23 protein-coding genes and 1 pseudogene are annotated in these 25,062 nt (G+C 64.2%); 13 read left to right on the forward strand and 11 right to left on the reverse strand.

The features are described 5' to 3' along the window. Positions 1–24: 24 nt before the first annotated feature. Positions 25–2,706 (forward strand): phosphoenolpyruvate carboxylase, encoded by a 2,682-nt coding sequence (gene ppc / locus H5J25_RS18155; RefSeq protein ID WP_202093501.1) that lies wholly within the window; start codon positions 25–27, stop codon positions 2,704–2,706. 2 nt (positions 2,707–2,708) lie between these two features. Here ppc and H5J25_RS18160 read toward each other — a convergent pair whose 3' ends face one another. Beyond that, positions 2,709–3,269: a cytochrome b gene (locus H5J25_RS18160; RefSeq protein WP_202093502.1), complete on the reverse strand. Its 561-nt coding sequence runs from the start codon at positions 3,267–3,269 to the stop codon at positions 2,709–2,711. Between the two features lie 96 nt (positions 3,270–3,365). Here H5J25_RS18160 and H5J25_RS18165 point away from each other — a divergent pair, with 96 nt between their 5' ends. Next, the gene (locus tag H5J25_RS18165) at positions 3,366–4,838 is read left to right on the forward strand and encodes a glycosyltransferase family 2 protein (protein WP_202093503.1); all 1,473 of its coding nucleotides are present in this window, start codon (positions 3,366–3,368) and stop codon (positions 4,836–4,838) included. Positions 4,839–5,047: 209 nt separating this feature from the next. Here the strand turns inward: H5J25_RS18165 and H5J25_RS18170 are convergent, their stop codons facing one another. From H5J25_RS18170 to H5J25_RS18180, 3 genes are all read right to left on the reverse strand, one after another. After that, entirely contained in the window at positions 5,048–5,614 is a 567-nt protein-coding gene (locus H5J25_RS18170) for a fasciclin domain-containing protein (RefSeq protein ID WP_202093506.1), read from the reverse strand. A 77-nt stretch (positions 5,615–5,691) separates the two neighbouring features. Continuing rightward, positions 5,692–6,480: an anti-sigma factor gene (locus tag H5J25_RS18175; RefSeq protein WP_225883223.1), complete on the reverse strand. Its 789-nt coding sequence runs from the start codon at positions 6,478–6,480 to the stop codon at positions 5,692–5,694. Beyond that, entirely contained in the window at positions 6,477–6,995 is a 519-nt protein-coding gene (locus H5J25_RS18180) for a sigma-70 family RNA polymerase sigma factor (protein ID WP_202096484.1), read from the reverse strand. The genes H5J25_RS18175 and H5J25_RS18180 overlap by 4 nt, the downstream gene beginning before the upstream one ends. Positions 6,996–7,253: 258 nt before the next feature. Between H5J25_RS18180 and rpiB the strand changes: the two genes are divergently transcribed. The 5 genes from rpiB to H5J25_RS18205 are packed head-to-tail and all read left to right on the forward strand — an operon-like array spanning position 7,254 to position 10,396. Next, positions 7,254–7,706, forward strand: a complete 453-nt coding sequence (gene rpiB, locus H5J25_RS18185; protein ID WP_202093508.1) for a ribose 5-phosphate isomerase B — start codon at positions 7,254–7,256, stop codon at positions 7,704–7,706. Next, a complete protein-coding gene (glyA, locus tag H5J25_RS18190; protein ID WP_202093510.1) occupies positions 7,703–9,019 on the forward strand; it encodes a serine hydroxymethyltransferase in 1,317 nt (438 codons plus the stop codon). Before rpiB ends, glyA begins: the two co-directional genes overlap by 4 nt. 1 nt (position 9,020) lies before the next feature. Then, a complete protein-coding gene (locus H5J25_RS18195) occupies positions 9,021–9,185 on the forward strand; it encodes a hypothetical protein (protein WP_202093512.1) in 165 nt (54 codons plus the stop codon). Continuing rightward, positions 9,186–9,647: a transcriptional regulator NrdR gene (gene nrdR, locus H5J25_RS18200; RefSeq protein ID WP_202093515.1), complete on the forward strand. Its 462-nt coding sequence runs from the start codon at positions 9,186–9,188 to the stop codon at positions 9,645–9,647. Beyond that, the gene (locus H5J25_RS18205; RefSeq protein WP_202093517.1) at positions 9,644–10,396 is read left to right on the forward strand and encodes an RNA methyltransferase; all 753 of its coding nucleotides are present in this window, start codon (positions 9,644–9,646) and stop codon (positions 10,394–10,396) included. The genes nrdR and H5J25_RS18205 overlap by 4 nt, the downstream gene beginning before the upstream one ends. On the opposite strand, the gene H5J25_RS18210 is transcribed toward H5J25_RS18205, so the two are convergent. Further along, entirely contained in the window at positions 10,393–10,698 is a 306-nt protein-coding gene (locus H5J25_RS18210; protein WP_202093519.1) for a chorismate mutase, read from the reverse strand. The genes H5J25_RS18205 and H5J25_RS18210 overlap by 4 nt on opposite strands. A gap of 230 nt (positions 10,699–10,928) precedes the next feature. Here H5J25_RS18210 and rpsD point away from each other — a divergent pair, with 230 nt between their 5' ends. Continuing rightward, the gene (rpsD, locus tag H5J25_RS18215) at positions 10,929–11,543 is read left to right on the forward strand and encodes a 30S ribosomal protein S4 (protein WP_202093529.1); all 615 of its coding nucleotides are present in this window, start codon (positions 10,929–10,931) and stop codon (positions 11,541–11,543) included. Positions 11,544–11,625: 82 nt separating this feature from the next. On the opposite strand, the gene H5J25_RS18220 is transcribed toward rpsD, so the two are convergent. Continuing rightward, on the reverse strand, positions 11,626–13,257 hold the full coding sequence (locus H5J25_RS18220) for an alpha/beta hydrolase family protein (protein WP_225883224.1): 1,632 nt from the start codon (positions 13,255–13,257) through the stop codon (positions 11,626–11,628). A gap of 42 nt (positions 13,258–13,299) precedes the next feature. Then, complete coding sequence (locus H5J25_RS20955) at positions 13,300–13,602, reverse strand: hypothetical protein (RefSeq protein WP_225883225.1); 303 nt, start codon at positions 13,600–13,602, stop codon at positions 13,300–13,302. A 148-nt stretch (positions 13,603–13,750) separates the two neighbouring features. Between H5J25_RS20955 and H5J25_RS18225 the strand changes: the two genes are divergently transcribed. Together H5J25_RS18225 and H5J25_RS18230 are read left to right on the forward strand one after the other, a co-directional pair. Then, entirely contained in the window at positions 13,751–15,406 is a 1,656-nt protein-coding gene (locus H5J25_RS18225; RefSeq protein ID WP_202093531.1) for a M28 family metallopeptidase, read from the forward strand. 4 nt (positions 15,407–15,410) lie between these two features. Beyond that, positions 15,411–16,385 (forward strand): agmatine deiminase family protein, encoded by a 975-nt coding sequence (locus H5J25_RS18230; protein WP_202096485.1) that lies wholly within the window; start codon positions 15,411–15,413, stop codon positions 16,383–16,385. Positions 16,386–16,414: 29 nt separating this feature from the next. On the opposite strand, the gene H5J25_RS18235 is transcribed toward H5J25_RS18230, so the two are convergent. From H5J25_RS18235 to H5J25_RS18245, 4 genes are read right to left on the reverse strand one after another with little or no spacing between them, the layout of a single operon-like run. Then, positions 16,415–20,008, reverse strand: coding sequence for an error-prone DNA polymerase (locus tag H5J25_RS18235; protein ID WP_202093533.1), 3,594 nt, complete (start codon positions 20,006–20,008; stop codon positions 16,415–16,417). Then, positions 19,981–21,522, reverse strand: a complete 1,542-nt coding sequence (locus H5J25_RS18240; RefSeq protein ID WP_225883227.1) for a Y-family DNA polymerase — start codon at positions 21,520–21,522, stop codon at positions 19,981–19,983. The genes H5J25_RS18235 and H5J25_RS18240 overlap by 28 nt, the downstream gene beginning before the upstream one ends. Further along, positions 21,416–21,778, reverse strand: coding sequence for a hypothetical protein (locus tag H5J25_RS20960; protein WP_225883228.1), 363 nt, complete (start codon positions 21,776–21,778; stop codon positions 21,416–21,418). Before H5J25_RS20960 ends, H5J25_RS18240 begins: the two co-directional genes overlap by 107 nt. Further along, positions 21,751–22,200 (reverse strand): hypothetical protein, encoded by a 450-nt coding sequence (locus tag H5J25_RS18245; protein ID WP_202093534.1) that lies wholly within the window; start codon positions 22,198–22,200, stop codon positions 21,751–21,753. The genes H5J25_RS20960 and H5J25_RS18245 overlap by 28 nt, the downstream gene beginning before the upstream one ends. 305 nt (positions 22,201–22,505) lie before the next feature. Between H5J25_RS18245 and rfbC the strand changes: the two genes are divergently transcribed. The 3 genes and pseudogenes from rfbC (at position 22,506) to rfbD (ending at position 25,021) form a co-directional block, all read left to right on the forward strand. Beyond that, positions 22,506–23,069 carry a dTDP-4-dehydrorhamnose 3,5-epimerase gene (rfbC, locus tag H5J25_RS18250; RefSeq protein ID WP_202093535.1) on the forward strand — a complete coding sequence of 188 codons (564 nt, stop codon included), beginning with the start codon at positions 22,506–22,508 and terminating at the stop codon, positions 23,067–23,069. Between the two features lie 7 nt (positions 23,070–23,076). Then, the gene (gene rfbB, locus H5J25_RS18255; RefSeq protein ID WP_202093536.1) at positions 23,077–24,141 is read left to right on the forward strand and encodes a dTDP-glucose 4,6-dehydratase; all 1,065 of its coding nucleotides are present in this window, start codon (positions 23,077–23,079) and stop codon (positions 24,139–24,141) included. Continuing rightward, positions 24,138–25,021, forward strand: a pseudogene (gene rfbD, locus H5J25_RS18260) (dTDP-4-dehydrorhamnose reductase). The gene rfbB and the pseudogene rfbD overlap by 4 nt, the downstream one beginning before the upstream one ends. The last annotated feature ends 41 nt before the right edge of the window (positions 25,022–25,062 follow it).

Below are 25,062 nucleotides of genomic sequence, written 5' to 3' on the forward strand. Positions count from 1 at the left end.
GATACCGCAGCGCAGCATGACCGCATGGCCGACCTCCCCACGATCGCAAACAATCCCGACATCCGTTTCCTGGGCAAATTGCTCGGTGACGTAATCCGTGCGTATGGCGGCGACACATTGTTCGAGCGGACCGAATACATCCGCGCGGCGTCGGTCGATCGGTACCGCGCCAACGGCACCACCGGTGAGACCGATCTGGGGCTCGACCGGCTGGATATCGACGAGACTCTCGATTTCGTTCGCGGTTTCATGCTGTTCTCTATGCTCGCCAATCTGGCCGAGGATCGTCAGGGCATTACAGCCGAGGAGGGCGCTACCGTCGATGCCGCGCTGAAGCGGCTGGAAGCGGAGGGGATCGGCCACGACGCGGTAATGAAACTGCTGGATCACGCGCTGATCGCGCCGGTGCTCACCGCGCACCCCACCGAGGTGCGCCGCAAGTCGATGATCGATCATCGCAACCGCATCGCCGCATTGATGGCGATGAAGGATGGCGGGATCGACGAAACGCCGGAGGGCGACAAGGTCGAGGAAGCGATCCTGCGCCAGATCGCCCTGCTGTGGCAAACGCGCGTGCTGCGTCGCGAGCGGCTGTACGTCACTGACGAGGTTGAGATCGCGCTTAGTTACCTGCGCGACGTGTTTCTCCCGGCCCTCCCGGCCTTGTATCAGAGGTGGGACCGTGCGCTGGGATCGCGCACGCCGAGCTTCCTGCGGCCGGGCAGCTGGATCGGCGGCGATCGCGACGGCAATCCGTTCGTTACCGCGGAGTCCCTGCGCGCGGCGCTCGGCAAGGCGAGCGAGGCGGTGCTGGGCCATTATCTTGACGCGGTGCATGCACTGGGGGCCGAACTCTCCATCTCGACCGATCTCGCGCCCGCCGATGCGGGGGTCGAACGGCTGGCCGAGGCGAGCGGCGATACCGCCGCCAGCCGCAGCGACGAGCCGTATCGCCGTGCGCTGTCGGGCATCTACGCCCGGCTGGTCGCAACGCATATCAAGCTGACCGGCAAGCCGGCGCCGCGCCCCGGCCTGCTGACCGGACAGGCCTATCCCGATCCGCAAAGCTTCCGCGCCGATCTGGTCGCCATCGCGCACGGCTTGGCGGCGGAGGACAAGGGGCCGCTGGCGACCGGCGGTGCGCTGGGGCGGCTGATCCGCGCGGTCGAGACGTTCGGCTTCCATCTGGCCACGCTCGACCTGCGGCAGAACAGCGCGGTGCACGAACGCGTTGTCGCCGAATTGCTGAAGGTAGCAGGGGTCGAGCCGGACTATCTCGCTCTCGACGAAGCGTCGCGCGTCGCGCTGTTGCGGGCCGAACTGTCCAACGCCCGCCCGCTGACCAGCAGCTTCGCCGACTATTCCGAGGAGACGGCCGGGGAACTCGACATCGTCCGCGCCGCGGCGGAGGCGCATGCCCGGTACGGTGCGGGGTGCATCACCAACTATATCGTATCGATGGCGCAGTCGGTGTCCGACCTGCTGGAGATCAACCTGCTGCTGAAGGAGGTCGGGCTGTACCGCGCGGGCGAGACGCCGTCCGCCGCGATCATGGCGGTGCCCCTGTTCGAGACGATCGGCGATCTGGAGGCCGCGCCTGGCATCATGACCGAGTGGCTGGCCTTGCCGGAAACCGCCGCGATCGCGGGGAAGCGCGGGCATCAGGAAGTGATGATCGGCTATTCCGACAGCAACAAGGATGGCGGATATCTCACTTCAACCTGGAGCCTGTCGGTCGCATCGACTGCATTGAAACCGGTGTTCGAACGCGCCGGGATCGGGATGCAATTGTTCCACGGCCGCGGTGGCGCGGTGGGGCGTGGCGGCGGATCGAGTTTCGCCGCGATCCGCGCGCAGCCGTTCGGCACGGTGCAGGGCCGCATCCGCATCACCGAACAGGGCGAGGTGATTGCGGGCAAATACGGCACGCGCGAAAGTGCGATGGTCAACCTGGAGGCGATGGCGTCCGCGACCTTGCTCGCCAGCCTGGAACCGGATCAATTGTCGGCGGCGGACACGAAGCGGTTCGGCGCCGCGATGGACGAATTGTCGGGCGCCGCGTTCCGCGCCTATCGCGATCTCGTCTATGGTGATGAGGCGCCGGGATTCCGCATCTTCTTCCGCCAGATGACACCCATCGCCGAGATCTCCGGCCTGAAGATAGGAAGCCGGCCTGCCAGCCGGACGAAATCGGACCGGATCGAGGATCTGCGCGCGATTCCCTGGGTGTTCAGTTGGGCCCAGGCGCGCACGATGCTGCCCGGCTGGTACGGCGTCGGTCAGGCGCTGGCGGGATTCGAGGACAAGGGGTTGCTGCGCGAGATGGCGGAATGCTGGCCGTTTTTCGCCGCATCGCTTGCCAATATGGAACAGGTGATCGCCAAGTCCGACATGAGCATCGCCGCACGCTATGCCGCTCTGGTCGAGGACGACACGCTGCGCGATACGACCTTCGGGCGGATCAGGGCGGGGTGGGATCAGGCGCATGACGGACTGCTCGATGCGACCGGGCAGACGCGATTGCTGGAAAAGCATCCGGCGCTCGACGCCTCGATCCGGCTGCGCTTGCCCTATATCGAGCCGTTGAACCTGTTACAGATCGAATTGATCAAGCGGCGTCGCGCGGGCGATGCCGATGAACGGATCGGCGAGGGCATTCTGCTGTCGATCAACGCGATCGCAACCGCGCTGCGCAATTCGGGCTGAGCCTACCGGCCCGGCATCATCCGCTGCAATTCCTTCTCCCCGTCCATCTGATGCTTCAGGGCACCGGCGATATGCAGCAGGAGCAGCGCGTATAGCAGCCATTGCAGCAGGCTGTGCGCCGCGCCGAACGTGTCGTGGACGCGGTCGCGCAGTCCCGGCTCCATCGTCATGATGAAACCGATGCGTGGGAACTCGAACGTGCCGAACCAGTACATCGGCGTCTCGGCGGCGTTCTTGTATGCGGAATCCATGATCCATCCGGTCAGCGGCATCGCGAACAGGATCAGGTACAGTCCCCAATGGACGAGGTGCGATGCGGTCCGTTCCCATCCCTTGTAACTGGCAGGATAGCCCGGCGGCGTGTGCGCGAAACGCCATAGCAGCCGAAGGATCGCAAGGCCCAGCAACGTCATGCCGATCGACTTGTGCGTATCGATCGCCGGGCGGACATTCTCGTCGGCGAAAGTTGGCCAGAGCCACGCGAGCGCGACGTTGGCGACGATCCCTACGGCCATCACCCAATGCAGCAGCATCGCGGTCTTCGTGTAGCGCGTGACGTGCATGCATGGTCCCCCGGGCGTGTCCCGCAAAGCGCTAGTGGGATGCGCGAAGCAGCGCTAGAGGGGGAGCATCTTTCCTCCCGAAAGCGCCGCATTCCGATGATCCAGACCCCGGCAGGCGAGAAGCTCGCCCGTGCCTTCGCGGCGCAATCGCCCCGGCTGAAGCCGCGCATCGTCGGAGTTTCCAGCCGCTTGATCAGCGTCGGCGTGCTCGCGATCTTCGGCGCGCTGATCGCACAGGCGTTCCTGCGTCAGGGGATTGCGGTTTGGGCGGTCGGGATCGCCTATATCCTCTACGACACGGCGTTGCTGGTGTTCACCGCATGGCGCATCTGGCCGCTGCGCGACGGCGCGGTCGTGCGCCCCGCCGGCGACGCGCGGCCGCAATTCGCGGTGATCGTCGCGGCACGCAACGAGGCGACGGTGATCGACGTGACGATCGACCGGCTCGCCGCGCAGGAGGATGCACCGGACGTGATCCTGATCGCCGACGACGGATCGGACGACGCGACGCCGGAGGTCTTTGCGGCAAGATACGGCCTGGAGCCGCCGCCGTTCGGGACCATCAGTCCGCCTAGCCCTGTGCTGCCCTCGCTCCGCTGGTTGCGGCTGCCGCATGGCGGAAAGGCGCGCGCGCTGAATGCGGCGATGCTGGAGATCGATGCCGAGGTGATGCTGACGGTCGATGCGGACACGTTGCTGGAACCGGGTGCGATCGCCGCGATGCGTGCCGCCTTTGCCGCCGAACCGGAGCTGGTGGCCGCGACCGGCGTGATCCGCCCGATGTGCGGCCCAGACTGGCAGGGACGGGTGTTCGAGTGGTTCCAGACGTATGAATATGTCCGTAACTTCCTGTCGCGCCATGCCTGGGAACAGCAGCACAGCCTGTTGCTGATATCCGGTGCATTTGCCGCGTTCCGGCGCGAGGCAGTGGTGACGGTGGGCGGGTTCGATCCCGATTGCATGGTCGAGGATTACGAATTAATCCACCGCCTGCATCGCCATGCCGCGAACGAGGCGCTTGATTGGCGCGTCCGGGTGATCGGGCGAGCGATCGCCCGGACCGACGCACCGGCGACCTTGCCCGAATTCCTTCGCCAGCGACGCCGCTGGTTCGGCGGGTTCTTGCAGACGCAATACTGGAACCGCGATATGGTGGGAAACCGCCGGTTCGGTCAGCTGGGCACGCAGATGCTTCCGGTCAAAGCGCTCGACACGGTGCAGCCGATCTACGGGCTCGCCGCCTTCGCGATCCTGATCGCCGTGCTGGCGAGCGGAAGGTTGCACATCGTACTGCCGATTCTGCTGATCATGCTGACGAAGATCGCGATCGATCTGAGTTTCCATCTGGGATCGCTGCGCCTGTATGCGCGCTGGACCGGGCAGCAAGAAGGATTGCGGTGGGGGCCGGCGCTGATCGCCGCGATCCTGGAACCGTTCACGTTCCAACTGTTTCGGCATCTGGGCGCGCTACTCGGCTGGGTCGCTTTCCTGACCGGCAAGGAAAGCTGGACTGCGCAAAGCCGCAGCGCGATCCGCGCGTCACGTAACGTGACCGGCGATGTCGTCTGACCGGCGGCAGGCCTCCAACGAAATGGACCTGCCGACATTGGGGGTCGGCAGGTCCGAGTTACGCTACGCGTACAGTTGGGCACCGCAGAGGGGCGGGTGCCCGTTACTCACCTCTCCCGCGGGAGTGGCAATCGAAGATACGGGCGCTGCACCCTTCCGGATGCACCCCGCCGCGTAAATTTTCCAGATCATACGACGTGGGACATTATTCAGGGCATCAGCACCGTATCGATGACGTGAATCACGCCGTTCGACTGGTTGACGTCTGCGATCGTGATCTTGGCCATGCCGCCCTTGGCATCCATCACGCCCCAGCCCTTGCCCGATTTCATGAAGGTTACCGTGCCGCCATTGACGGTGGTGTAGGTTGCCTTGCCCATATGCTTGGCCGCATTGGCCTTGATCGCCGCCGCGCTGATCTTGCCCGGGATGACGTGATAGGTAAGAATATTCGTCAGCGTCGCCTTGTTCTCCGGCTTCACCAGCGTCTCGACCGTGCCGGCCGGAAGTTTCGCAAATGCGGCGTTCGTCGGAGCAAGCACCGTGAAAGGACCGGGGCCCGACAGCGTCTCGACCAGGCCGGCCGCCTTGACCGCGGCGACCAACGTCGTGTGATCCTTCGAATTGACGGCATTCTCGACGATGTTCTTCGTCGGATACATTGCCGCGCCACCGACCATCGGGTTGCCCTTGGCAAAGGCGAGCGTCGAACCACCGGCAACGACTGCAAGTGCGAGGACCGACGCGCGAAGCGTCTTGTTCTTGGTGAGGATCATAGGGGCTCTCCTGCTTATTGATCCGCAAGCTTGCGGATTGGCGGCAGGTACGGGGGAAGGACCGATCCGGATGCAGGTCAGACCTGCGACAGCGTTCCCTTGGCCACGACCGGGCCCTGCGGCAGGCCGGTGGGCGATCCGCCGACTGCCTCCAGCGAGACAGCAAGAGTCGCGCCAGCGGCCAGTAGCGCGCGGTGAGCCCGATTGACCGTCAGCGTCGTTGCCCCCTTGCCGCTCAGTAGCCCAAGCGACCGGGGCGTGGCGTCGGCCCCGATGATCCACAGTTCAGCGCTCTGCTTCGCATCGGCAAGCGCGGCTTCCGTCAGGCGCAGGCCGCCGGTCGTTGGATCGTAGACTGCAGTCACAGGAGCACTCGACGCGTCCGGAACGGCGGTCGTGTCCGGGAAGATCGCAGCGACGAGCATTTTCGCGGGCAGGGCGGCGATCACCGGCGCGGACGGCGTGGTACGCGGATCGGGCGCAGTCGGTGCCGGGCGCAACAGCACGACGAGCAACAGGCTCGCCGCGATCAAGCTGGCGATCGCGGCGATGCCGGGCCACAGCAGCCCTGTCCGGCGCACCGGTTCGAGCGCAGGCGCAGTGGGAGAATCGATCGACCGCTCGATCCGCGCGAACACGCCGCCGGACGGGGTCATTTCCGGCCAGAGATCGAACAATTGCGCCAATCGCGTCCGCCATGCCTCGACCGACTGCGCGAATCCCGGATCGGCGAGCACGCGCCGCAATGCCTGCGCACGTTCATCCCCCTCGATCAGGCCGAGCGCCAGTTCGGCGGCCGCCATGTCTGGATCAGGCCCTTCGGATTCGCGCGCGCCGGCGACGGGCGGGAGCATATCGTCGCTCATACGCCGAGACACTCCTTCAATTTGAGGAGGCCGCGCCGTACCCAGCTTTTCATCGTGCCCAGCGGCACGTTCTGGCGTTCGGCGAGATCGGCATAGGTCGCGCCGTCGAAGAATGCCGTACGGATCGCGTCCCGCTGCCGTGCCTCGAGACCGTCGAGGCAGACATGCAGCCGGCGTGCTTCCTGATCGGTCTCGATCGTTTCGCTCGCGATCGGTGCCCGGTCCGCAATGTCGGGCACGCCCTCGATCGGGCTGGCGCGGCGTATCTTCTGCGCGCGCTGCCAGTCGATCGCGCGGTTGCGCGCGATCGTGGCGAGCCACGTGATCGGGCTTGCACGCGAGGGTTCGTAGGCTCCCGCACGCTTCCAGATCGTCAGATATACGTCGTGCAACACATCTTCCGCCGCTTGTCGTTCACCGCAGATACGGAAGGTGATGCCAAATAGTTTCGCAGACGTAAGTAAGTACAGTTCGCGAAAAGCCTGACGATCCTCATCTCCGGTCTTGACGAGCATTTCCGTCAGGTAGGCACGCGCCGCGGCGGCCGCCCGTTCCGGATCGGTAATGGTTCCGATCGGTTCAGCTGATTGCGAGCTCGTCACAGATCGTCTTGCTACAATGCCTTACGGCGAACGGCAATCGCTGGATCTTCGGCAGGATCGAGTGCCAAGCGCGCCGGTGACCGACTTGGCAATTCCAAGGTAGCGTTATCAGCGCGCTTTGCGTAAGAGCCGCGGCACACGCCGGGCTGCCCCAAGGAGACACCGCCGAGCATGCGCATCGCCATCGCATCCGATCACGCCGCTTTCAATTTGAAGGCGGTTCTCGCAGCTTGGCTGGCGGGGCAGGGGCATGACATCGTCGATCTTGGCCCCGACAGCACGGACCGCGTCGACTACCCCGATTTCGGATACCGGCTTGCGAATACCGTAGCGGCAGGGGACGCCGATCGCGGCGTTGCCTTGTGCGGGTCGGGCATCGGTATCTCGATCGCGGTCAACCGCAACCCCGCGATCCGTTGCGCGCTGGTGGGCGAGCCGTTGTCCGCGGCGCTTGCGCGCGAGCATAACGATGCCAACGTCATCGCGATGGGCGCCCGCCTGACCGGCGAGGACATGGCGAAGGTCTGCATCACCGCTTTTCTGACCACCGATTTTGCCGGCGGCCGCCATTCGGCGCGCGTCGATAAATTGAGCCATCCGCAGTTCGAGGAGCTTCCAGCATGAGCACCAACCCGCAGACTTTGAACGACGTCCAGCCGGACGGATTCTTCACCCGTAGCCTGGCCGAGGCCGATCCCGCGATCTTCGCCGGCGTCGCGCACGAACTGAAGCGCGAGCAGACGCAGATCGAACTGATCGCGTCGGAGAATATCGTCTCCAAGGCGGTGTTGCAGGCGCAAGGGTCCGTCTTCACCAACAAATATGCAGAGGGCTATCCGGGCAAGCGCTACTATCAGGGCTGCGCGCCGTCCGACGAGGTGGAGGCGCTCGCGATCTCGCGCGCCTGCGAGTTGTTCGGCTGCGGTTTCGCCAACGTGCAGCCTCATTCGGGCGCACAGGCGAACGGCGCGGTGATGCTGGCCTTGGTCAAGCCGGGCGAGACGATCCTCGGCCTCAGCCTCGATGCCGGCGGACATCTTACGCACGGCGCACGCGCGGCGATGTCGGGCAAGTGGTTCAACGCGGTGCAATATGGCGTCGATCCGGTTACGCACCTGATCGATTTCGAACAGGTTCGCGCTTTGGCACTGGAGCATAAGCCGAAGCTGATCATCGCCGGCGGATCCGCCTATCCGCGCCAGATCGATTTCGCGAAATTCCGCGAGATCGCGGACGAGGCCGGCGCTTATTTCATGGTCGATATGGCGCATTTCGCCGGGATCGTCGCGGCGGGCCATCACCCCTCGCCGCTGCCGTACGCGCATGTCGTGACGACGACGACGCACAAGACGCTGCGCGGCCCACGCGGCGGCATGGTGCTGACCAATGACGAGGCGATCGCCAAGAAGATCAACAGCGCGGTGTTCCCGGGCCTGCAGGGCGGGCCGCTGATGCACGTGATTGCAGCGAAGGCAGTCGCGTTCGGCGAGGCGTTGCAGCCCGATTACAAAAGCTACATTGCCGCCGTGGTCGAGAATGCAAAAGTGCTGGCCGCGACGCTCAAGGAGCGCGGGGCGGAAGTCGTTTCGGGCGGCACCGACACGCATCTTGCGCTGATCGACCTGACCCCGCTGGGCGTGACGGGCAAGGATGCGGACGAGGCGCTGGAACGCGCCGGCATTACCTGCAACAAGAATGGCATTCCCAACGATCCGCTGCCGCCGACCAAGACCAGCGGCATCCGCGTCGGATCGCCCGCAGGCACGACGCGCGGTTTCGGCCCGGCGGAATTCCGCGACATCGGCCACATGGTCGCCGATGTGCTCGAAGGGCTGCGTCAGAAGGGCGAAGCCGGCGATCCGCAGGTCGAGGCGGAGGTGAAGGAACGAGTTGCCGCCATGTGCGCTCGGTTCCCGATCTATCCCGAAGGACTTTGACATGACCGATTCGAACACCAACATCGACAAGCCGCTGGGCAAGAGCATGGCGAAATGGGCAGCACTCGGCGCCGTCGTGGCGATCCCGGTGCCGTTCGTTGGCCCGATCATCGGCGCGGCGGCCGGGGCTGGATACGCCTATCTCAAGGCAAAGAAGAAGGTTTGAATGCGCTGCCCATTTTGCGGACATGAAGACAGCCAGGTAAAGGATTCCCGCCCCACAGATGACGGTGCCGCGATCCGGCGCCGTCGCCAGTGTGAGGGGTGCGCGGCACGGTTCACCACGTTCGAGCGAATACAGTTGCGCGACCTGTACGTGCTGAAGAGCGAAGACAAGCGCGAGCCGTTCGACCGCGAGAAACTGCTGAGATCCGTATCGATCGCAGCACGCAAACGGCCGATCGATGCGCTGCGGCTGGAAAAGCTCGTTTCCAGCATCCAGCGCCAACTGGAGACGCAGGGCGAAAACGAAATTCCCTCCAAACGCATCGGCGAACTGGTGATGGAAGGGCTGAAAGGCATGGATTCGGTCGCCTATATACGCTTTGCCAGCGTCTATAAGGACTTCCGTGAAGCTCGCGATTTCGAGGAATTCGCCGGCAGCGTGACCGAAGCGGGCAAGAATTGAGCGACGTACCGGCCTCTAGCGCGCCACTCCCGGTTATCGTGCTCGTCCGCCCGCAACTGGGTGAGAATATCGGCAAAGCGGCACGCGCGATGCTCAATTTCGGGCTGACTGAGATGCGGCTTGTCACCCCGCGCGACGGCTGGCCGAATCCCTCTGCCGGGCCGGCCGCAAGTGGCGCGGATATCGTGCTGGAACAGGCGCGCGTATATAACAGCGTGGCGGATGCGGTTGCCGACTGCACGCATGTCTATGCGACCACGGTCCGCAAGCGCGGCGTGACCAAGCCGGTCGTGACGCCGGAACAGGCGGGGCGTGCGATCCACGCATCCGCAGGACGAACCGCGATCCTTTTCGGTCCGGAGCGTTCGGGCCTCGAGACTGATGACGTGGCGCTGGCTCGCGAGATCATCACCGTTCCGATCAACGCCGAATTCGGGTCGTTGAACCTGGCGCAGGCGGTGATCCTGGTCGCATACGAATGGTCGAAAGGTATCGAACTTGCCTCGCCGCCGGAGACCGACCTGCCGCTTCCCGCTCCTCACGAGGAATTGGAAGGAATGATCGGACAGTTGGACGCGATGCTCGAGGCGGCGCACTTCTTCTATCCCCCGGCGCGCACCCCGGTGACGAAGCGGACGTTACGCACATTATTGACCAAGCCGGGCTGGTCGAGCCAGGAGGTGCGGACGTTTCGCGGCATGCTGAGTGCTTTGTCGGGGAAGAAGGGGCCGAAAGACCCGCCGACTTAACGCCGATCGAACGCGGCCATTTCGTAAGCAATGGAGGCTTCGACCAGATCGTCCCACAGGTCCGCGATGACCGCGCCGGGCAATCCAGCCATCTCGGCAGCAGTTCGGGCGTTGGCGATGACTTGGGCCTTGCGCACCTCGTCGCGAACCGCGGCACGCTCCGGCTTGATGCGCGCGGCGGCGTCCATATAGGCGAATCGCTGGACCAGCAGGGCAACGATGTCGCGGTCGACCTGATCCACGCCGGCGCGAACCTCCGCCATTGTGGTGCAGTCGCGGGCGGGGAGGATCGTATCGCTCATATCCAAGCCTTTGTCGCAGCACTTCGGCTCTGTCCAGCTTGAGACTCCCGAGCTTGACTCCTGCCGGTGGTGCGGCTAACCGCCCGCCATTCGCAAATGGCTCCGCACCCCGGTGAAGCGGCGGCCCTGATTCCGATCTTTGATCGGACAGAGCGATGACCGGGTATCGATCAGCCTAGCCGTCACACGCGAAGCCGGTCCTGTTATTGGCAATTGCAAAGGTAATTTACATGTCGAAGCGTTCCAGCGCAAAGCACAAGCTCGATCGCCGTATGGGCGAGAATATCTGGGGTCGTCCGAAGTCCCCAGTAAACAAGCGCGAATACGGCCCCGGTCAGCACGGTCAGCGCCGCAAGGGCAAGGTCAGCGATTTCGGTATCCAATTGCGCGCCAAGCAGAAGCTCAAGGGCTATTATGGCGACGTGACCGAGAAGCAGTTCCGCGCCTGCTACACCGAAGCCGCCCGCATGAAGGGTGACACCGGTCAGAACCTGATCGGCCTGCTCGAACAGCGCCTGGACATGATCGTGTACCGCGCGAAGTTCGCCCCGACGGTGTTCGCAGCACGCCAGCTCGTCTCGCACGGACACATCCGCGTCAACGGCGTAAAGTGCAACATCGCATCGCGTCGTTGCTTCCCCGGCATGGAAATCACGTTGGGCAGCAAGGCCAAGGAAATGACGCTGGTGATGGAAGCGCAGAGCCTCGCCGAGCGCGAAATCCCCGATTACGTTGCGCCGGACGGCAATGCCAAGGTCACGTTCACCCGTGTTCCGACGCTGGACGAAGTGCCCTACCCGGTGAAGATGGAACCGAACCTGGTCGTCGAATTCTACTCGCGCTAACCCTGCGGGAGGATCGACCGGTCGGCATCGACACGGTTACGATATGAGGAGGGCGGTCCGGCAACGGGCCGCCCTTTCTCGTTCATAGCCCTAGCGATTTACGCAGGAACGCGTCGGACTTGCCGAGCATCTCGGTTCGGGCACCGTCATCCTCCAGATAATGATCAAGTCCTTTGAACTCGACATATTCCACGGTTCGCCCTGCGTCCTTCAACCTGCCTGCCATGTAGCGAGATTCCGCGACGCCGACATTGCGGTCAAGATTGCCGTGGAACATCAATACCGGCGCCTTGATCCGCGCCGCATTGCGTGCCGGTGATCCCTGAACGACATGGGGTCCCTTGCCGATGAACGTGTCGACCAGCCTGTAATTGCTATAGCCGCTCGCCTCTGTGCGCAGCATTTCGAGATCGGTTACGGGGGCGATCGCCACGATCGCCTTGAAGAGGTCCGGATCAAGCACGGACGATTGCAGCGCGGCATATCCGCCGTAAGACCAGCCGACGATCCCCAGCTTACCCTGTGCAGCGATGCCTTGCGACATGAGCCACCGTCCGGCATCGTTCACGTCGTCAATCGCTGTCCGCCACGATTGAAAGCCGTTCTTCTGGTACCACGCATCGCCATATCCGGTCGAGCCGCGGTAATTCGGCTGGAGCACGGCATAACCGCGATTGGCGAAGAATTGCGACAGCCAATCGAAGCCCCACTCGTCACGCGCGCCCGGTCCGCCGTGCGGCATGACGATGGCCGGGATGTTCTTTCCATCGCTGCCCGGCGGCAGTGTCAGATAGGCCGGAATCATCGTTCCATCGGCCGCAGGGAATGTGATCGCTTTCACCGGCGACAAGGCAACCGAATTAAGTTGCGGCCGCGCCGATACGACTTCCTCGAGCTGGCGATTCGACTTGTGATAGACGTAATAGCGTCCAGCGTTGGTGTCGCTGCCCGCAAACAGCAGCAGAGTGTTCTCGTCCGCGCTGGCGTCGATAAAGGTCACGAGCGGTTGCCCCGGCAGAGCTTTGCCAAGCGAGATGCGCAACTTCTGCAGAACCGGATCGAAGAATTCCGCTTGGCGCCGGTCTGTGACGAACGACGCGCCGACAACGCGGTTCTGCCGCCCCAAACGGATCAGCCCCGAAACATCTACATCAGGCCGGGCAAACACCAGTTGCCGCTTCAGGCTGCCGTCCAGTGCAACGCTGTATAGCGCTTTTCTACCATCCAGCCGGTCGAAACCGTATGCGATATCGAGATCGCGATCGACCGCATAAGGGTTGAACCCGATAGTGGCGTCGCCGCCTATGTTCAGCGTACCGAACGGTTTCCAATCGTTGCTCGATCGCAGACGATAGAGGTAGTTGATCGCGGGACCGGCATATCCCGCAGAATCGCGTGGTTGCAGGCCCATCATTCGAACGGTGCCATGTCCGTCAGTCAGATACTCCACCGCCGAAGGCCGGGGGGATACGACGGTACGGCGCTGTGTCCCGGCAGGATCGACCATCTCGACGCCCAGCCCTTCGGCCGAACTGCTGATATGAGTACCTAGCGAGGATTCGGGGATGAAGTCGCGTGTCATCAGAACCTGGCCGGCTGGATCGTCCGGTAGCCAGTCGATGACGGTACCGCCGTCCTGTGCGACGCCCAGCGAGCGAGCGTTGGTACGCGCGCTCAGCTGACGCTGATCCCGACCATCGCTGCTAATCGACACCGATCGGGTAAAGGCCAGGGTCTGCGCACCGCGGTCGATAAATTAGATGCTGCAGATCAGGCGATCGTTCTTGGACCAACGACACTCGGTCAGCCGGTCGGGTTCCCCGCTCGAACTCAGGATCGGCGTCGGCTTTCCGCCTTTTACCAGATCCGCGATCATCAACATCGCCCCCCTGCCCTTCAGCGGCGTGATCATCGCGACGTGTGTGCCGTCCGGCGACAGGCTCATCTGAGAGATGCCTTCACGCGCGCCGAAAGCGGCGGCGGCGTCGAAAACCAAATCCGGCGCCGCCCCCGCCGGCGCGGTCAGGACCATTGCTCCTCCGGTAAGAAGTGCGCGCAAGATACCCCTAGATTGCAACATGATGACCCCCGTTTAACGAACGACAAACGATAGAGCAGCCTCGGTCCGGTGCAATAGCGCCTCCGCGTCTTGCGCGGACCGTTTGGCACTGCCAAACCCGGTCGATCCCGACCATCCGGAGTTCTTCATGCGCAAAACTATCGTCCTGCTTTTGGCTGCGGCTGCGGCTTCGTCGTCGGGCATCACTGTCGTTTCCGCAAAAGATGCGCCCAAGCCGGCCATTTCAATCGAAACGCTGAAGACAGTGACGCAGACATTGTCGTCCGACGCTTATGAAGGACGTGCGCCCGCTACGCCTGCGGAGGACAAGACGGCTGCCTATATCGTCGAACGCTTCAAGCAGGCGGGGCTGAAGCCCGGCAACAAGGGCAATTGGTTCCAGGATGTGCCGCTGGTCGAGATCACGGCCAGCAACGTGACTCCGCTGACCGTCAGCGGGGGAAAGGCGCCGGTGACAGCGGAATATCGCAAGGATCTGGTCATCGCGACGTACCGCGTGACGCCGAACGTCGCGATCAAGAACAGCGACATGGTGTTCGTCGGGTACGGGATCGACGCGCCTGAGCGTGGCTGGAATGATTATGCGGGAGTCGATGTGAAGGGAAAGACGGTCGTCATCCTGATCAACGATCCCGACTGGCGAACGATGACCCTGGACGGCCCGTTCGGCGGGCGTGCGATGACCTATTACGGGCGCTGGACGTACAAGTTCGAGGAAGCGGCGCGGCACGGCGCGGCGGCGGCGATCATCGTCCACGATACCGAACCGGCCGCGTATGGCTGGGGCGTCGTGCAATCAAGCTGGACCGGGCCGCAACTGGAACAGGATACGCCGGGCGACCATATGGACCAATCACAGGCAATCGGATGGATGCAGAAACCTATTGCGGAGGCCGTGTTCGCGAGCGCGGGCAAGAACTTCGCCGAACTGGCCAGGGCGGCATCGATCAAGGGCTTCAAGGCGGTCCCGCTGGGCGTGAAGGCCTCGGTTTCGTTCACCAATACGATCCGACGTCAGGCGTCGAAGAACGTCGTGGGCATCTTGCCGGGCACGACAAAGCCTGACGAGGTGGTGATGTATTCCGGTCATTGGGATCATCTGGGCCGCTGCGATGCGGTTAATGGCGACGATATCTGCAACGGCGCGGTCGACAATGCTACGGGCATCGCCGGGCTGGTCGCGCTGGCCGAAGCGAGTGTGAAGGCTGGCCCCGCCAGGCGCAGTCAGGTGTTTCTGGCAGTGACGGCGGAGGAATCGGGGCTGCTGGGATCGAAATTCTACGCCGAGAACCCGGTCTATCCGCTCAACAAGACGGTCGGCGGGGTCAATATGGACGGTCTGAACGTGATCGGAAAGGCGAAGGATTTCGTGCTGGTCGGCGCGGGCAAGTCCGAGCTGGAGGATCTGGTCAAGCCGCTGGTCGCCGCCGAAGGGCGTGTGATCACGCTGGAGGCCAATCCGGAACGCGGCTCCTATTATCGGTCGGATCATTTCAGCTTCGCCAAGCTGGGCGTGCCGATGCTGTACGGCGAAAGCGGCGAGGATCTGGTCGTCGGCGGGACCGCCGCCGGCAAGGCCGCGACCGAGGATTATGTCGTCAATCGCTATCACAAGCCGCAGGACGAATATGATGCCGCGTGGAAATGGGATGGTGCGGTGTCTGACCTGAACATCTATTACGCGCTTGGCCACGGACTGGCAGAAAGCGACACATGGCCGAACTGGTATCCATCCGCCGAATTCCGCAAGGTGCGCGACGCCAGCCGGGCAGGATCGAAATAAGATGATGAAGCATGTCGTACAGCCAGCGGAGTGGGCGCGGCACAAGGCGGTGTGGATCGGCTTTCCCAGCCATCCGGATCTGTGGGTCGAGGATCTGGCGCCGGCGCGAGAGGAAGTCGTGGCGTTCGCCCGCGCCGTGCATGCCGACGGGCGCGGCGAACGCGTCATTCTGGTAGCCGCGGACGAGGAAGCGGGTAGTGCCGCGCGCACGATGGCGAAGGGTATCGCCGATGTCGTGATCGAGCCGTTCGGCGACATTTGGCTACGCGATACCGCGGCGATCGTGCTGAACGACGGTACGGCGCGCGATTTCCGCTTCAACGGCTGGGGCGGTAAATACGATCTACCCGGCGATGACGATATCGGCCAGCGACTGGCGGCGCGGCGGCACATCCACGCCGAATCGTGCGACTGGATCCTGGAAGGCGGCGCGATCGACGGCGACGGCACGGGTCGCGTCGCGACGACCGAACAATGCCTGCTGAACCACAATCGCAATCCCGGCCTGTCCAAAACGGATATCGAGGCGAGGTTGCTGTCTGATCTGGGGTTCACCAGCGTGATCTGGCTCGGCGAGGGGCTGATGCACGATCATACGGACGGGCATGTCGACAATCTCGCGCGGTTCGTCGGACCGGGCAAGCTGGCGATCCCGCAGGCGGCGGAGAACGACCCCAACTGGCTGGTCTATCAGCATGCCGCGCGGGACGCGGCGCTGCACGACGATCTGGAGATCGTGACGATCCCGTCGCCCGGGCGCGTATTGCGCGACGAGGAGATCGTGCCGGCCAGCTATATGAATTTCTATATCGGCAATGCGACCGTGGTCGTGCCGCAATATGGGGCTCCCAACGATGCGGCGGCGGTCGCGGCGATCCAGGCACTGTTCCCCGACCGACAGGCGATCGGGCTGCATGCCGATCACATCCTGACCGGCGGCGGCAGCTTCCACTGCATCAGCCAGCAAATCCCGGAATAGTCAGCACGGCTGGCGTCCGGCTCGACCGATCAGTGGAAGTCGCGCGATTTCGTGATGATTCGTACGTCGCGCGGATGGCCGTGCCGTGGCGTATCGCGCCCCTGCGCCGTTCCACGCGATCCGTCGCGCGATGAAGTACGCGGCGGGTCGTCGTGGCGGGAGGGCAGGGGGTGTTCGAAGGCATCGGATCGCAGCAGGCGGATCTTCGCCTTGTCGAGATCGGAGAGGTGGTCGAGCAGGTCGGTCCGATCGATTACCCGCGTCGCCATCAGGTGGACGACATTGCCCTCCAGCGGACCGGCGCGCTGTACATTGCCCTCCACCTCCATCAGCCGCGCGGCCATCACCTGCCGGCGGAAACGTTCGAACATCCGTGCCCACAGGACGATGTTGGTCACGCCGCTTTCATCCTCGATCGTGACGAAGATCGCATTGCCGTTGCCGGGGCGTTGACGCACCAGCACGATTCCCGCCGTGCGGACGCGCAAGCCGTTGCGCGCAGCGGACGTCTCGGCACAGCTCAGCACGCCGTCGGCCTTCAGGATCGCACGCAGGAACGACATCGGATGTGCCTTCAGCGACAGGCGCGTCATCTGGTAATCCGCGACGACATGCTCGGCCTGCGACATGACCGGAAGCTCGGCATCGGATTCCGTCCCCAGTTCGGCCGCCTCCGCCGCGGCGAACAGCGGCAGCGAAGCGGCGGGGGTGCGCCGCACCTCCCACAATGCGTCGCGTCTTCCGAGCCCGATCGATCCGAACGCATCCGCATCAGCCAGTAGGCGCAGTGCGCGTTCCGGCAGGCGGGCGCGGCGAGCCAGGCTTTCGATCGAGGTAAAAGCGCCCTCCGCCCGCGCGATCACCAAGGCGTCCGCCCAAGCCGGCCGGAATCCGGTAATCTGTTGCAGCCCCAGACGTAGTGCGAGATCGGCGGCAGTCGGCTCCAGCGTACAATCCCACCGGCTGGCATTCACGTCGATCGCGCGGATCTCGACATCGTGCTCCACCGCGTCGCGCACGATCTGCGCCGGGGCGTAGAAACCCATCGGTTGCGAATTGAGCAGTGCGCAGGCGAAAACCGCAGGCTGATGGCATTTGATCCAGGACGACACATAGACAAGACGTGCGAACGACAAAGCGTGGCTTTCCGGAAAGCCGTAGGATCCGAACCCCTTGATCTGTTCGAAGCAGCGCCGCGCGAAATCCTCTTCATAGCCGCGCACGGTCATGCCTCCGATCATCTTCTTCTCGAAATGCTCCATCCCGCCGACATGGCGGAACGTCGCCATCGCGCGGCGTAGCTGGTTCGCCTCGCCGGGTGTGAACTTCGCCGCGACGATGGCGAGCTTCATCACCTGTTCCTGGAACAGCGGCACGCCCTTCGTCTTGTTGAGAAGGTCGTACAATTCACTCGCCGGACCATGTTCGGGGCTGGGTGAGGGATAATAGACCTTCTCGGTCCCGGCGCGGCGGCGCAGATAGGGATGCACCATATTGCCCTGAATCGGACCCGGCCGGACGATCGCGACCTGGATCACCAGATCGTAGAGTTCGCGCGGTTTCAGCCGTGGCAGCATGTTCATCTGCGCACGGCTTTCGACCTGGAACACGCCGATACTGTCGCCCTTGCACAGCATGTCGTAGGTCGCCGTGTCCTCCTGCGGGATATTGGCGAGATCGTGATCGCCCCTGCCATGCTCGCGCATCAGGTCGAACGCCTTCTGGATGCAGGTCAGCATGCCGAGCGCCAGAATATCGACCTTCATCAATTGCAGCGCATCGATATCGTCCTTGTCCCATTCGATGAATGTGCGGTCGGCCATCGCGCCGTTATGGATCGGCACGGTTTCGTCGAGCCGGTCCTCGGTCAGCACGAATCCGCCGACATGCTGCGACAGGTGGCGAGGGAATTTCAGGATTTGTTCGACCAGCATCTTCAGCCGGGCGATTTCCGGGCTGTGCAGGTCGAAGCCCGTCTCCGCGAAACGGCGTTCCTCGATCGCATCGGCGAAGCTGCCCCATACCGTACTGCTGATCCGGCTCGTCACGTCCTCGGTCAGGCCGAGCGCCTTGCCCACTTCGCCGACCGCACTGCGTGGCCGGTAATGGATCACCGTCGCGGCGATCCCGGCGCGGTGCCGCCCGTACCGGTCATAGATATACTGCATGACCAGTTCGCGGCGTTCGTGTTCGAAATCGACATCGATGTCCGGCGGCTCGTCCCGCTCGCTCGACACGAAGCGCGAGAAAAGCAGGTCGTGCTCCATCGGATCGACCGACGTGACGCCCAGCAGGAAACACACCACCGAATTCGCGGCGGACCCGCGCCCCTGACACAGGATCGGCGGATCGACTGAGCGGGCATAGCGGACCACGTCGTGCACGGTGAGGAAATAACAGGCATAATTCCGTTCGCGGATCAGCCCGAATTCCTCATACAACAACCGGCAAAGCTTACCCGGAAGCCCCTCCGGATAGCGTTCCACCGCCGCGAGCAGGACAAGATGCTGCAGCCAGTCCTGCGGATCGTAACCGTCGGGCACGGGTTCGTGCGGATATTCGTATTTCAGATCGTCGAGCCTAAAGTCGATCCGGTCGAGAAAGGCGATCGTCGCTGCCACTGCCGATGGACGATCCTCGAACAGGCGAAGCATTTCGTCGCCCGATTTCAGATAACGCTCCGCATTCGGCCGCAGGATGCGACCGGCCTGCTGTACCTTCACGCCCGCACGAATGCAGGTGAGGATATCGTGTAGCGGGCGGGCATCGGGACCGGCATACAAGGCGTCGCACGTGGCGATCACCGGCACGCCGGCGTCGTCCGCGATCCGGCACAGCCCGCTCAACCGGCGCCGGTCCGATCCCTGGAACGGCATCGTCGCGCCCAGCCAGACGCGGTCCGGTGCGGCGCGTCTCAATCGTGCGAGCGTGGTCGCCAGATCGCCTGTATTAGGCCGCGCCTGCCAGTATCGCGGCTGATCCGGCGCGATCGTCTCGGCACCGGGCAGCGCCACGACGTTCGGAGCGGGCTCCTGCGCATCCCGTATTTCCTGCGTGTTCCGTCCGGGCCTGTTTTCTGCCGCCATCGCGCCGTTCTCGGCAGGATCGAAGCTGCTTTCGGGCATTACGATCAACAGCAGGTCCTCGAGATGCGCGAACAGGTCGGCAATCTCCAGCAGGCATCCCCCTTTCAACGCGCGCCCGTTCCCGACCGTCAGCAGGCGAGTCAGCCGGCCCCACCCGTAGCGCGTGGCCGGATAGGCGACGATGTCCGGCGTGCCGTCAGCGAATACCAGGCGCGCGCCCGAGACGACGCGCAGGTCCGTCTCGCACGCTGCATGTTCCTCGGGCGTCAGTATCACCGGTTCGCCGCGCCGTTCTTTATCGGCAAGCCAAGCCTCGCGCGCCTTGTCCGGTGCATCGCGAAGCGCAACCCAGGCGCGCACGACCCCCGCCACCGTATTGCGATCCGCGATGCCGATGCCGCGCAGCCCCTGCGCGACCGCCTGCGCGACCATGTCGCTCGGATGCGATGCACCGTGCAGGAACGAATAGTTGGTGGCGGCGGCCAGTTCGGCGAAGGGCGTGCCCGTCGTCATGCGAACAGGCCGTGGACATACCATCCGGGCGCCGCACGTTCCGTGCCGTACAGACCGTGGCGGAACACCCAGAAACGCCGGCCACGCGCATCTTCTATACGGTAATAATCGCGCGTCGGCCGGGTCGGGCCATCATGCCACCATTCGGCGGCGATGCGTTCCGGCCCTTCGAAACGCGTGACGTCGTGCAGCGTACGGCGCCAGCGGAATTGCCGCGGCGGGCCGTCCGGCACCTCTGCCGTGACCTGGATCGGCTGCGGCGGATCAAACAGGTGCAGCGGGCGTGACGGCGGTTCGCCGGGTGTCGGCGCCTCCCATGTCGTGGCGACCGTTTCGACCGCGGGCAGCGCGAGCACCGCCTGTTCGGGAATGTGCGTGTCCTGCGCGCGCAACCGGCGGAAGCGTCCGCGACCCAGCCGAGTACTTAACCGATCGATCAATGTCGCCAACTCGCCCTCCGCGACCGCGCCGCCTTCCAGCTGCAATTGCGTCGGCGCGAGCGGACCCAGCGTCGGTACGCTCAGGCGGACCATGTCGAAGCCAAAGCCCGGATCGATCGGATCCGCCAATCCCTCGATCCGTTCCTCGAACAGGCGGATGACGACTTTCGGATCGCGCACTTCCAGGCTCGTCTCGACGACAAGATCGACCGCCAGTCCGTCGCTGCGAAACAATCGCGCGGCGAATTTGCGTCCGCCCTGATGCCGCTCGGCCATCGTCTCCGCAGCCTCGCACGCCAGCGATTCGAGGATGTCGAGCGCGGCGGCGGTCTGCGTCAACGGTTCGGCAAGCCGCCGTTCGACCGTCAATGCAGGCTCCGTCCGGCGCGGTACGATGCGGCTGTCCGACTTGCCGGTCAGCCGAGCGAGCGACGCGACCATCGCATCGCCGAACCGCGCGGCGAGTGGAGCGCTGGAGCGGCCCGCCAGATCGCCGATCGTCTTCAGTCCCGCGCGGCGCAGAGCCAGTTCGGTATCGGGGTCCAGCCGCAATGCGACGACGCCAAGCCGCCGCACCGCCGCGGCCTCGTCGGGCGCGGGCATTGTCTGGAACCGGGCCAGCGCCTGTGCCGCCTCGGGCGTGCGGGCCAGCGCGTGCCGTGCCTGCACGCCAAACGCCGCCAGCCGTCGTTCCACGTCTGCGGCCAGATCGTCTTCGGTCCATCCCGCATGCATGCAGCCCGTGATGTCGAGCGTCAGCCCGTCCATCCCGTCGATCGCAACCAGCGGGGTATAGCGATCGCATCCCTCCGCAATGCGCTCCAGCAGCGCATCGTCTGCGGCAGGATCGGCTTCGATCGCGGCCAGTTCGGGCACGCGCGCGCGGGCATCTGCCAGCGCCATGCCAGCGTCGATGCCCAGCGCCTGCGCCGCGCGATCGACCGCCACCAGCCGCATCGCACCGCGCTGTTTCTCGACGAAGACATAGGGGTTATCCGGCGCGCCGTGCCGCGCCAGCCGATCCGCTGCCAGGAACGGGAACCACAGCGCCAGAAAGCGCCGCCTGATATCCTGCCGACCGGAAGATTGCCTCGTCACGATCCCACTCCACACACCAGCGTCCGCCGGCCTTTCCGCCGCGTCGTCGCGACAATTCCACATCCAGCGTCGGAAACCCCGGCGCGTTCGCCGCCAGCGGCGATGCCGCCGCCGACCGTATTTGCCACCGCGTATGCGCCGCACTGGGCGATGGTTCGGCGAGCACGCGCAGCATCAGCGCCGTCACGCCAGAGGCTTCCGCCGCCACCGCCAGTCGCCGGCTGGCGGTCAGGTCCAGCGCCCGGGGGAGCGCCACAGTTCGATCACCACGATCCCGGCATCCGCGCACCGCACGACCTCCGCCGCGACTCGCAGCACCGAAAGCGCATCGGGCAGCAACCCGACGATCAGATCGGTGCCGCGCAGATCCAGCTGTACCAGACCGGGCATGTGCAGCGCGCCGCCGGCCCCCTGCACGCCCTCCTCCTTCAGCCACACGACCGATCCCGTACCCCCGCGCCGTACGATCATTGCCGCAAATCCGGCGGCGCTGCTCGCATCCTCCGCATCGGCCGCGAAGATTTCATGCAGCCGCCCCCGCTCCAGCCCGCCCCCAAGGCTGGCATCGATCCCGGCATGACCCAACACTGTGACGCCCGACGTTTCCGTCTGGCGCCGCCCCTCGATTTGAGAGACACGCTGCCTGAGCGCCGTAAAAGCTATGACCGAATCGCGCATTTCCGTTCCCGTTATGTTCCTGTTCTTCCTGATACGGATTTGAGTCAAGCATCGTGATTTGAACGATAAGTGACGTGTTCAATGTCACGGCCATGCTTAGATAGCGAAGAAGCGTCGGATGCTGGCAGGGGCGCCCTCCGAATTGAGGGCATCAGGCCAGCCGGTCGAACATACCCGCCCTGACGAAAACTGGATCGTCGCGTGATTGTTCTGAATTAAAGTCCCCGCTACGAGCACCACGAATGGTACGAAACCGAGCCGATTCCATTTTGGTATCGGAGGGTCGAGTCGGGGGCGACCAGGGCATGGACATTGAGACTTTCGATATCGCCGGCCCCGTTGCGATGCGGCCGGTCCGGCGGGGTGATGCGCGGGGCTATTTTGCCGAGACTTTTCGCGCGGACGCGTTCGAGCAAGCGGTGGGCGACATCGCCTTCGTCCAGGAAAACGAGTCGCTTAGCGCCAAGGTCGGGACGATCCGCGGGCTGCATTTCCAAACGGACCCGTTCGCGCAGGGTAAGCTGGTACGATGCATCGCCGGCGCGCTGCTGGACGTCGCGGTGGATATCCGTACCGGTTCGCCAACCTTCGGCCGATGGATCGCGCTGGAACTTTCCGCCGAGAATGGGCAGCAATTGTGGGTGCCGCCGGGATTCGCGCACGGCTTCTGCACGCTGCTGCCCGACACGATGCTCGCCTATAAGGTAACCGCTTATTACGACCATGCGAGCGACAAGGGGCTCGCGTGGGACGATTCGGCGATCGGCATAGACTGGCCATCGGTCGCCGATCCGGAAACGCTGTCGCCAAAGGATCGCGTTCAGCCCGTGCTGGCCGATCTTCCTGCCTATTTTCATCATAAGGGCTGAGACCGAGATGCGGATCATTGTTACCGGCGGCGCGGGCTTCATCGGGTCGGCGCTCGTGCGCCACCTGGTGGTCGAAAAGGGCTATGACGTCCTGACGATCGATGCGCTGACCTATGCCGGCAATATGGCCTCGCTTCGCGATGTCCAGGACAAGCCCAATCACCGTTTCCTGAAGGCGGATATCTGCGACCGGGATGCGATGGACGCCGCGGTCGCCGAGTTCCGGCCTGACCGGATCATGCATCTAGCGGCGGAAAGCCATGTCGATCGCTCGATCACCGGCGCTGCCGATTTCATCCGCACCAACATCATGGGCACGTTCACGCTGCTGGAGGCCGCCCGCGCCTATTGGCTGGCGCTCGACGCCGATGCGAAACAGGCATTCCGTTTCCTGCACGTCTCGACCGACGAAGTGTACGGCTCGCTCGGGGCCGAGGGCCTGTTCACCGAGGAAACGCCCTACGATCCCAGTTCGCCATATTCGGCGTCCAAGGCATCGTCCGATCACCTCGCCAAGGCGTGGCAGCGCACGTACGGCTTGCCGATCGTCGTGTCCAATTGTTCGAACAATTACGGGCCGTATCATTTCCCGGAAAAGCTGATCCCGTTGATCATCCTCAACGCGCTGGATGGCCGTCCGCTGCCGGTCTACGGCAAGGGCGATAACATTCGCGACTGGCTGTATGTCGAGGATCATGCCCGCGCGCTCGATCTGATCGCCGAACGGGGTCGCCCGGGCGAAACCTATAATGTCGGCGGTCGCAACGAGCGGCAGAACATTGATGTCGTGCGCCGCATCTGCGAGACGCTGGACCGGCTGGTCCCCGGCGATGCCCCGCGTGAGACGCTGATCGAATTCGTCACCGATCGCCCCGGCCACGACGCCCGTTATGCGATCGATGCGACCCGGTTGGAAACCGAACTCGGCTGGCGCGCGCAAGAGACCTTCGAGACCGGCATCGACAAGACGGTGCAATGGTATCTCGATAACGAATGGTGGTGGCGGTCGCTGCGCGACAGTTATGACGGGGCCCGGCTCGGCCTTGAAGCGACGAAGGCAAAGACGCCGTGAGGATCGCCGTCACCGGCCGTGAGGGCCAGGTCGTGCAGAGCCTGGTCGAGCGCGGCGCGCGCGATGGGTCAAACCATATCGTCATCCCGCTCGGCCGGCCCGATCTCGACCTTGCCGATGCCTCCAGCGTACATGCCGTCCTCGCCGCCGCACGACCGGACGCGATCGTTTCCGCGGCCGCCTACACCGCGGTCGACAAGGCGGAATCGGATACGGACGCGGCCTTCGCGGTCAACGCCACCGGTGCCGGAGCGGTTGCCGAAGCGGCCGCTGCGCTTGGCGTGCCCTTGGTCCATCTTTCGACCGACTTCGTCTTCGACGGCAGCAAGCCCGACCTGTACGTCGAAACCGATCCTACCGCGCCGCTGGGTGTCTATGGCGCGTCGAAACTGGCGGGGAGCAGGCCGTGCTGGCCGCGCATTCCGACAGTGCGATCCTGCGCACCGCCTGGGTCTACAGCCCGTTCGGCGCGAACTTTCTGAAGACGATGCTGCGGCTGGCGGCCGATCGCGACGAACTTGGCGTCGTCGCCGATCAACTGGGCAACCCGACCAGCGCGCTCGACATCGCCGACACGGTGTTACACGTGATCGAACGCCTGAAGGACGATTCCACCGCCGATCTGCGCGGCGTGTTTCACATGACCAGCAATGGCGGCACCAATTGGGCGGGCTTTGCCGAGGCGATTTTTGCCGCATCCGCGGCGCATGGCGGTCCGGCGGCGACGGTCCGGCATATTCCGTCGACCGATTATCCGACCCCGGCCAGACGACCGGCCAATTCGCGGCTGGACTGCACAAAGCTCGCCCGGAATTACGGCATCGATCTCGGCCACTGGACGCATGCGGTCGATCCGATCGTCGCGCGTCACCTTTCCTGATCCCCGGCCATCCCTCCGAACCACACACGAAAGACAGACGA

The sequence above is a fragment of the Sphingomonas aliaeris genome (assembly GCF_016743815.1).
GTDB classification, from domain to species: Bacteria; Pseudomonadota; Alphaproteobacteria; order Sphingomonadales; family Sphingomonadaceae; genus Sphingomonas; species Sphingomonas aliaeris.

Bases quoted from the DNA above. Each gene is read 5' to 3' on its own strand.
- ppc (WP_202093501.1), top strand. From the start codon at position 25: ATGGCCGACCTCCCCACGATCGCAAACAATCCCGACATCCGTTTCCTG.
- H5J25_RS18160 (WP_202093502.1), bottom strand. From the start codon at position 3,269: ATGCACGTCACGCGCTACACGAAGACCGCGATGCTGCTGCATTGGGTG.
- H5J25_RS18165 (WP_202093503.1), top strand. From the start codon at position 3,366: ATGATCCAGACCCCGGCAGGCGAGAAGCTCGCCCGTGCCTTCGCGGCG.
- H5J25_RS18170 (WP_202093506.1), bottom strand. From the start codon at position 5,614: ATGATCCTCACCAAGAACAAGACGCTTCGCGCGTCGGTCCTCGCACTT.
- H5J25_RS18175 (WP_225883223.1), bottom strand. From the start codon at position 6,480: ATGAGCGACGATATGCTCCCGCCCGTCGCCGGCGCGCGCGAATCCGAA.
- H5J25_RS18180 (WP_202096484.1), bottom strand. From the start codon at position 6,995: ATGCTCGTCAAGACCGGAGATGAGGATCGTCAGGCTTTTCGCGAACTG.
- rpiB (WP_202093508.1), top strand. From the start codon at position 7,254: ATGCGCATCGCCATCGCATCCGATCACGCCGCTTTCAATTTGAAGGCG.
- glyA (WP_202093510.1), top strand. From the start codon at position 7,703: ATGAGCACCAACCCGCAGACTTTGAACGACGTCCAGCCGGACGGATTC.
- H5J25_RS18195 (WP_202093512.1), top strand. From the start codon at position 9,021: ATGACCGATTCGAACACCAACATCGACAAGCCGCTGGGCAAGAGCATG.
- nrdR (WP_202093515.1), top strand. From the start codon at position 9,186: ATGCGCTGCCCATTTTGCGGACATGAAGACAGCCAGGTAAAGGATTCC.
- H5J25_RS18210 (WP_202093519.1), bottom strand. From the start codon at position 10,698: ATGAGCGATACGATCCTCCCCGCCCGCGACTGCACCACAATGGCGGAG.
- rpsD (WP_202093529.1), top strand. From the start codon at position 10,929: ATGTCGAAGCGTTCCAGCGCAAAGCACAAGCTCGATCGCCGTATGGGC.
- H5J25_RS18225 (WP_202093531.1), top strand. From the start codon at position 13,751: ATGCGCAAAACTATCGTCCTGCTTTTGGCTGCGGCTGCGGCTTCGTCG.
- H5J25_RS18230 (WP_202096485.1), top strand. From the start codon at position 15,411: ATGAAGCATGTCGTACAGCCAGCGGAGTGGGCGCGGCACAAGGCGGTG.
- H5J25_RS18235 (WP_202093533.1), bottom strand. From the start codon at position 20,008: ATGGTATGTCCACGGCCTGTTCGCATGACGACGGGCACGCCCTTCGCC.
- H5J25_RS18245 (WP_202093534.1), bottom strand. From the start codon at position 22,200: ATGCGCGATTCGGTCATAGCTTTTACGGCGCTCAGGCAGCGTGTCTCT.
- rfbC (WP_202093535.1), top strand. From the start codon at position 22,506: ATGGACATTGAGACTTTCGATATCGCCGGCCCCGTTGCGATGCGGCCG.
- rfbB (WP_202093536.1), top strand. From the start codon at position 23,077: ATGCGGATCATTGTTACCGGCGGCGCGGGCTTCATCGGGTCGGCGCTC.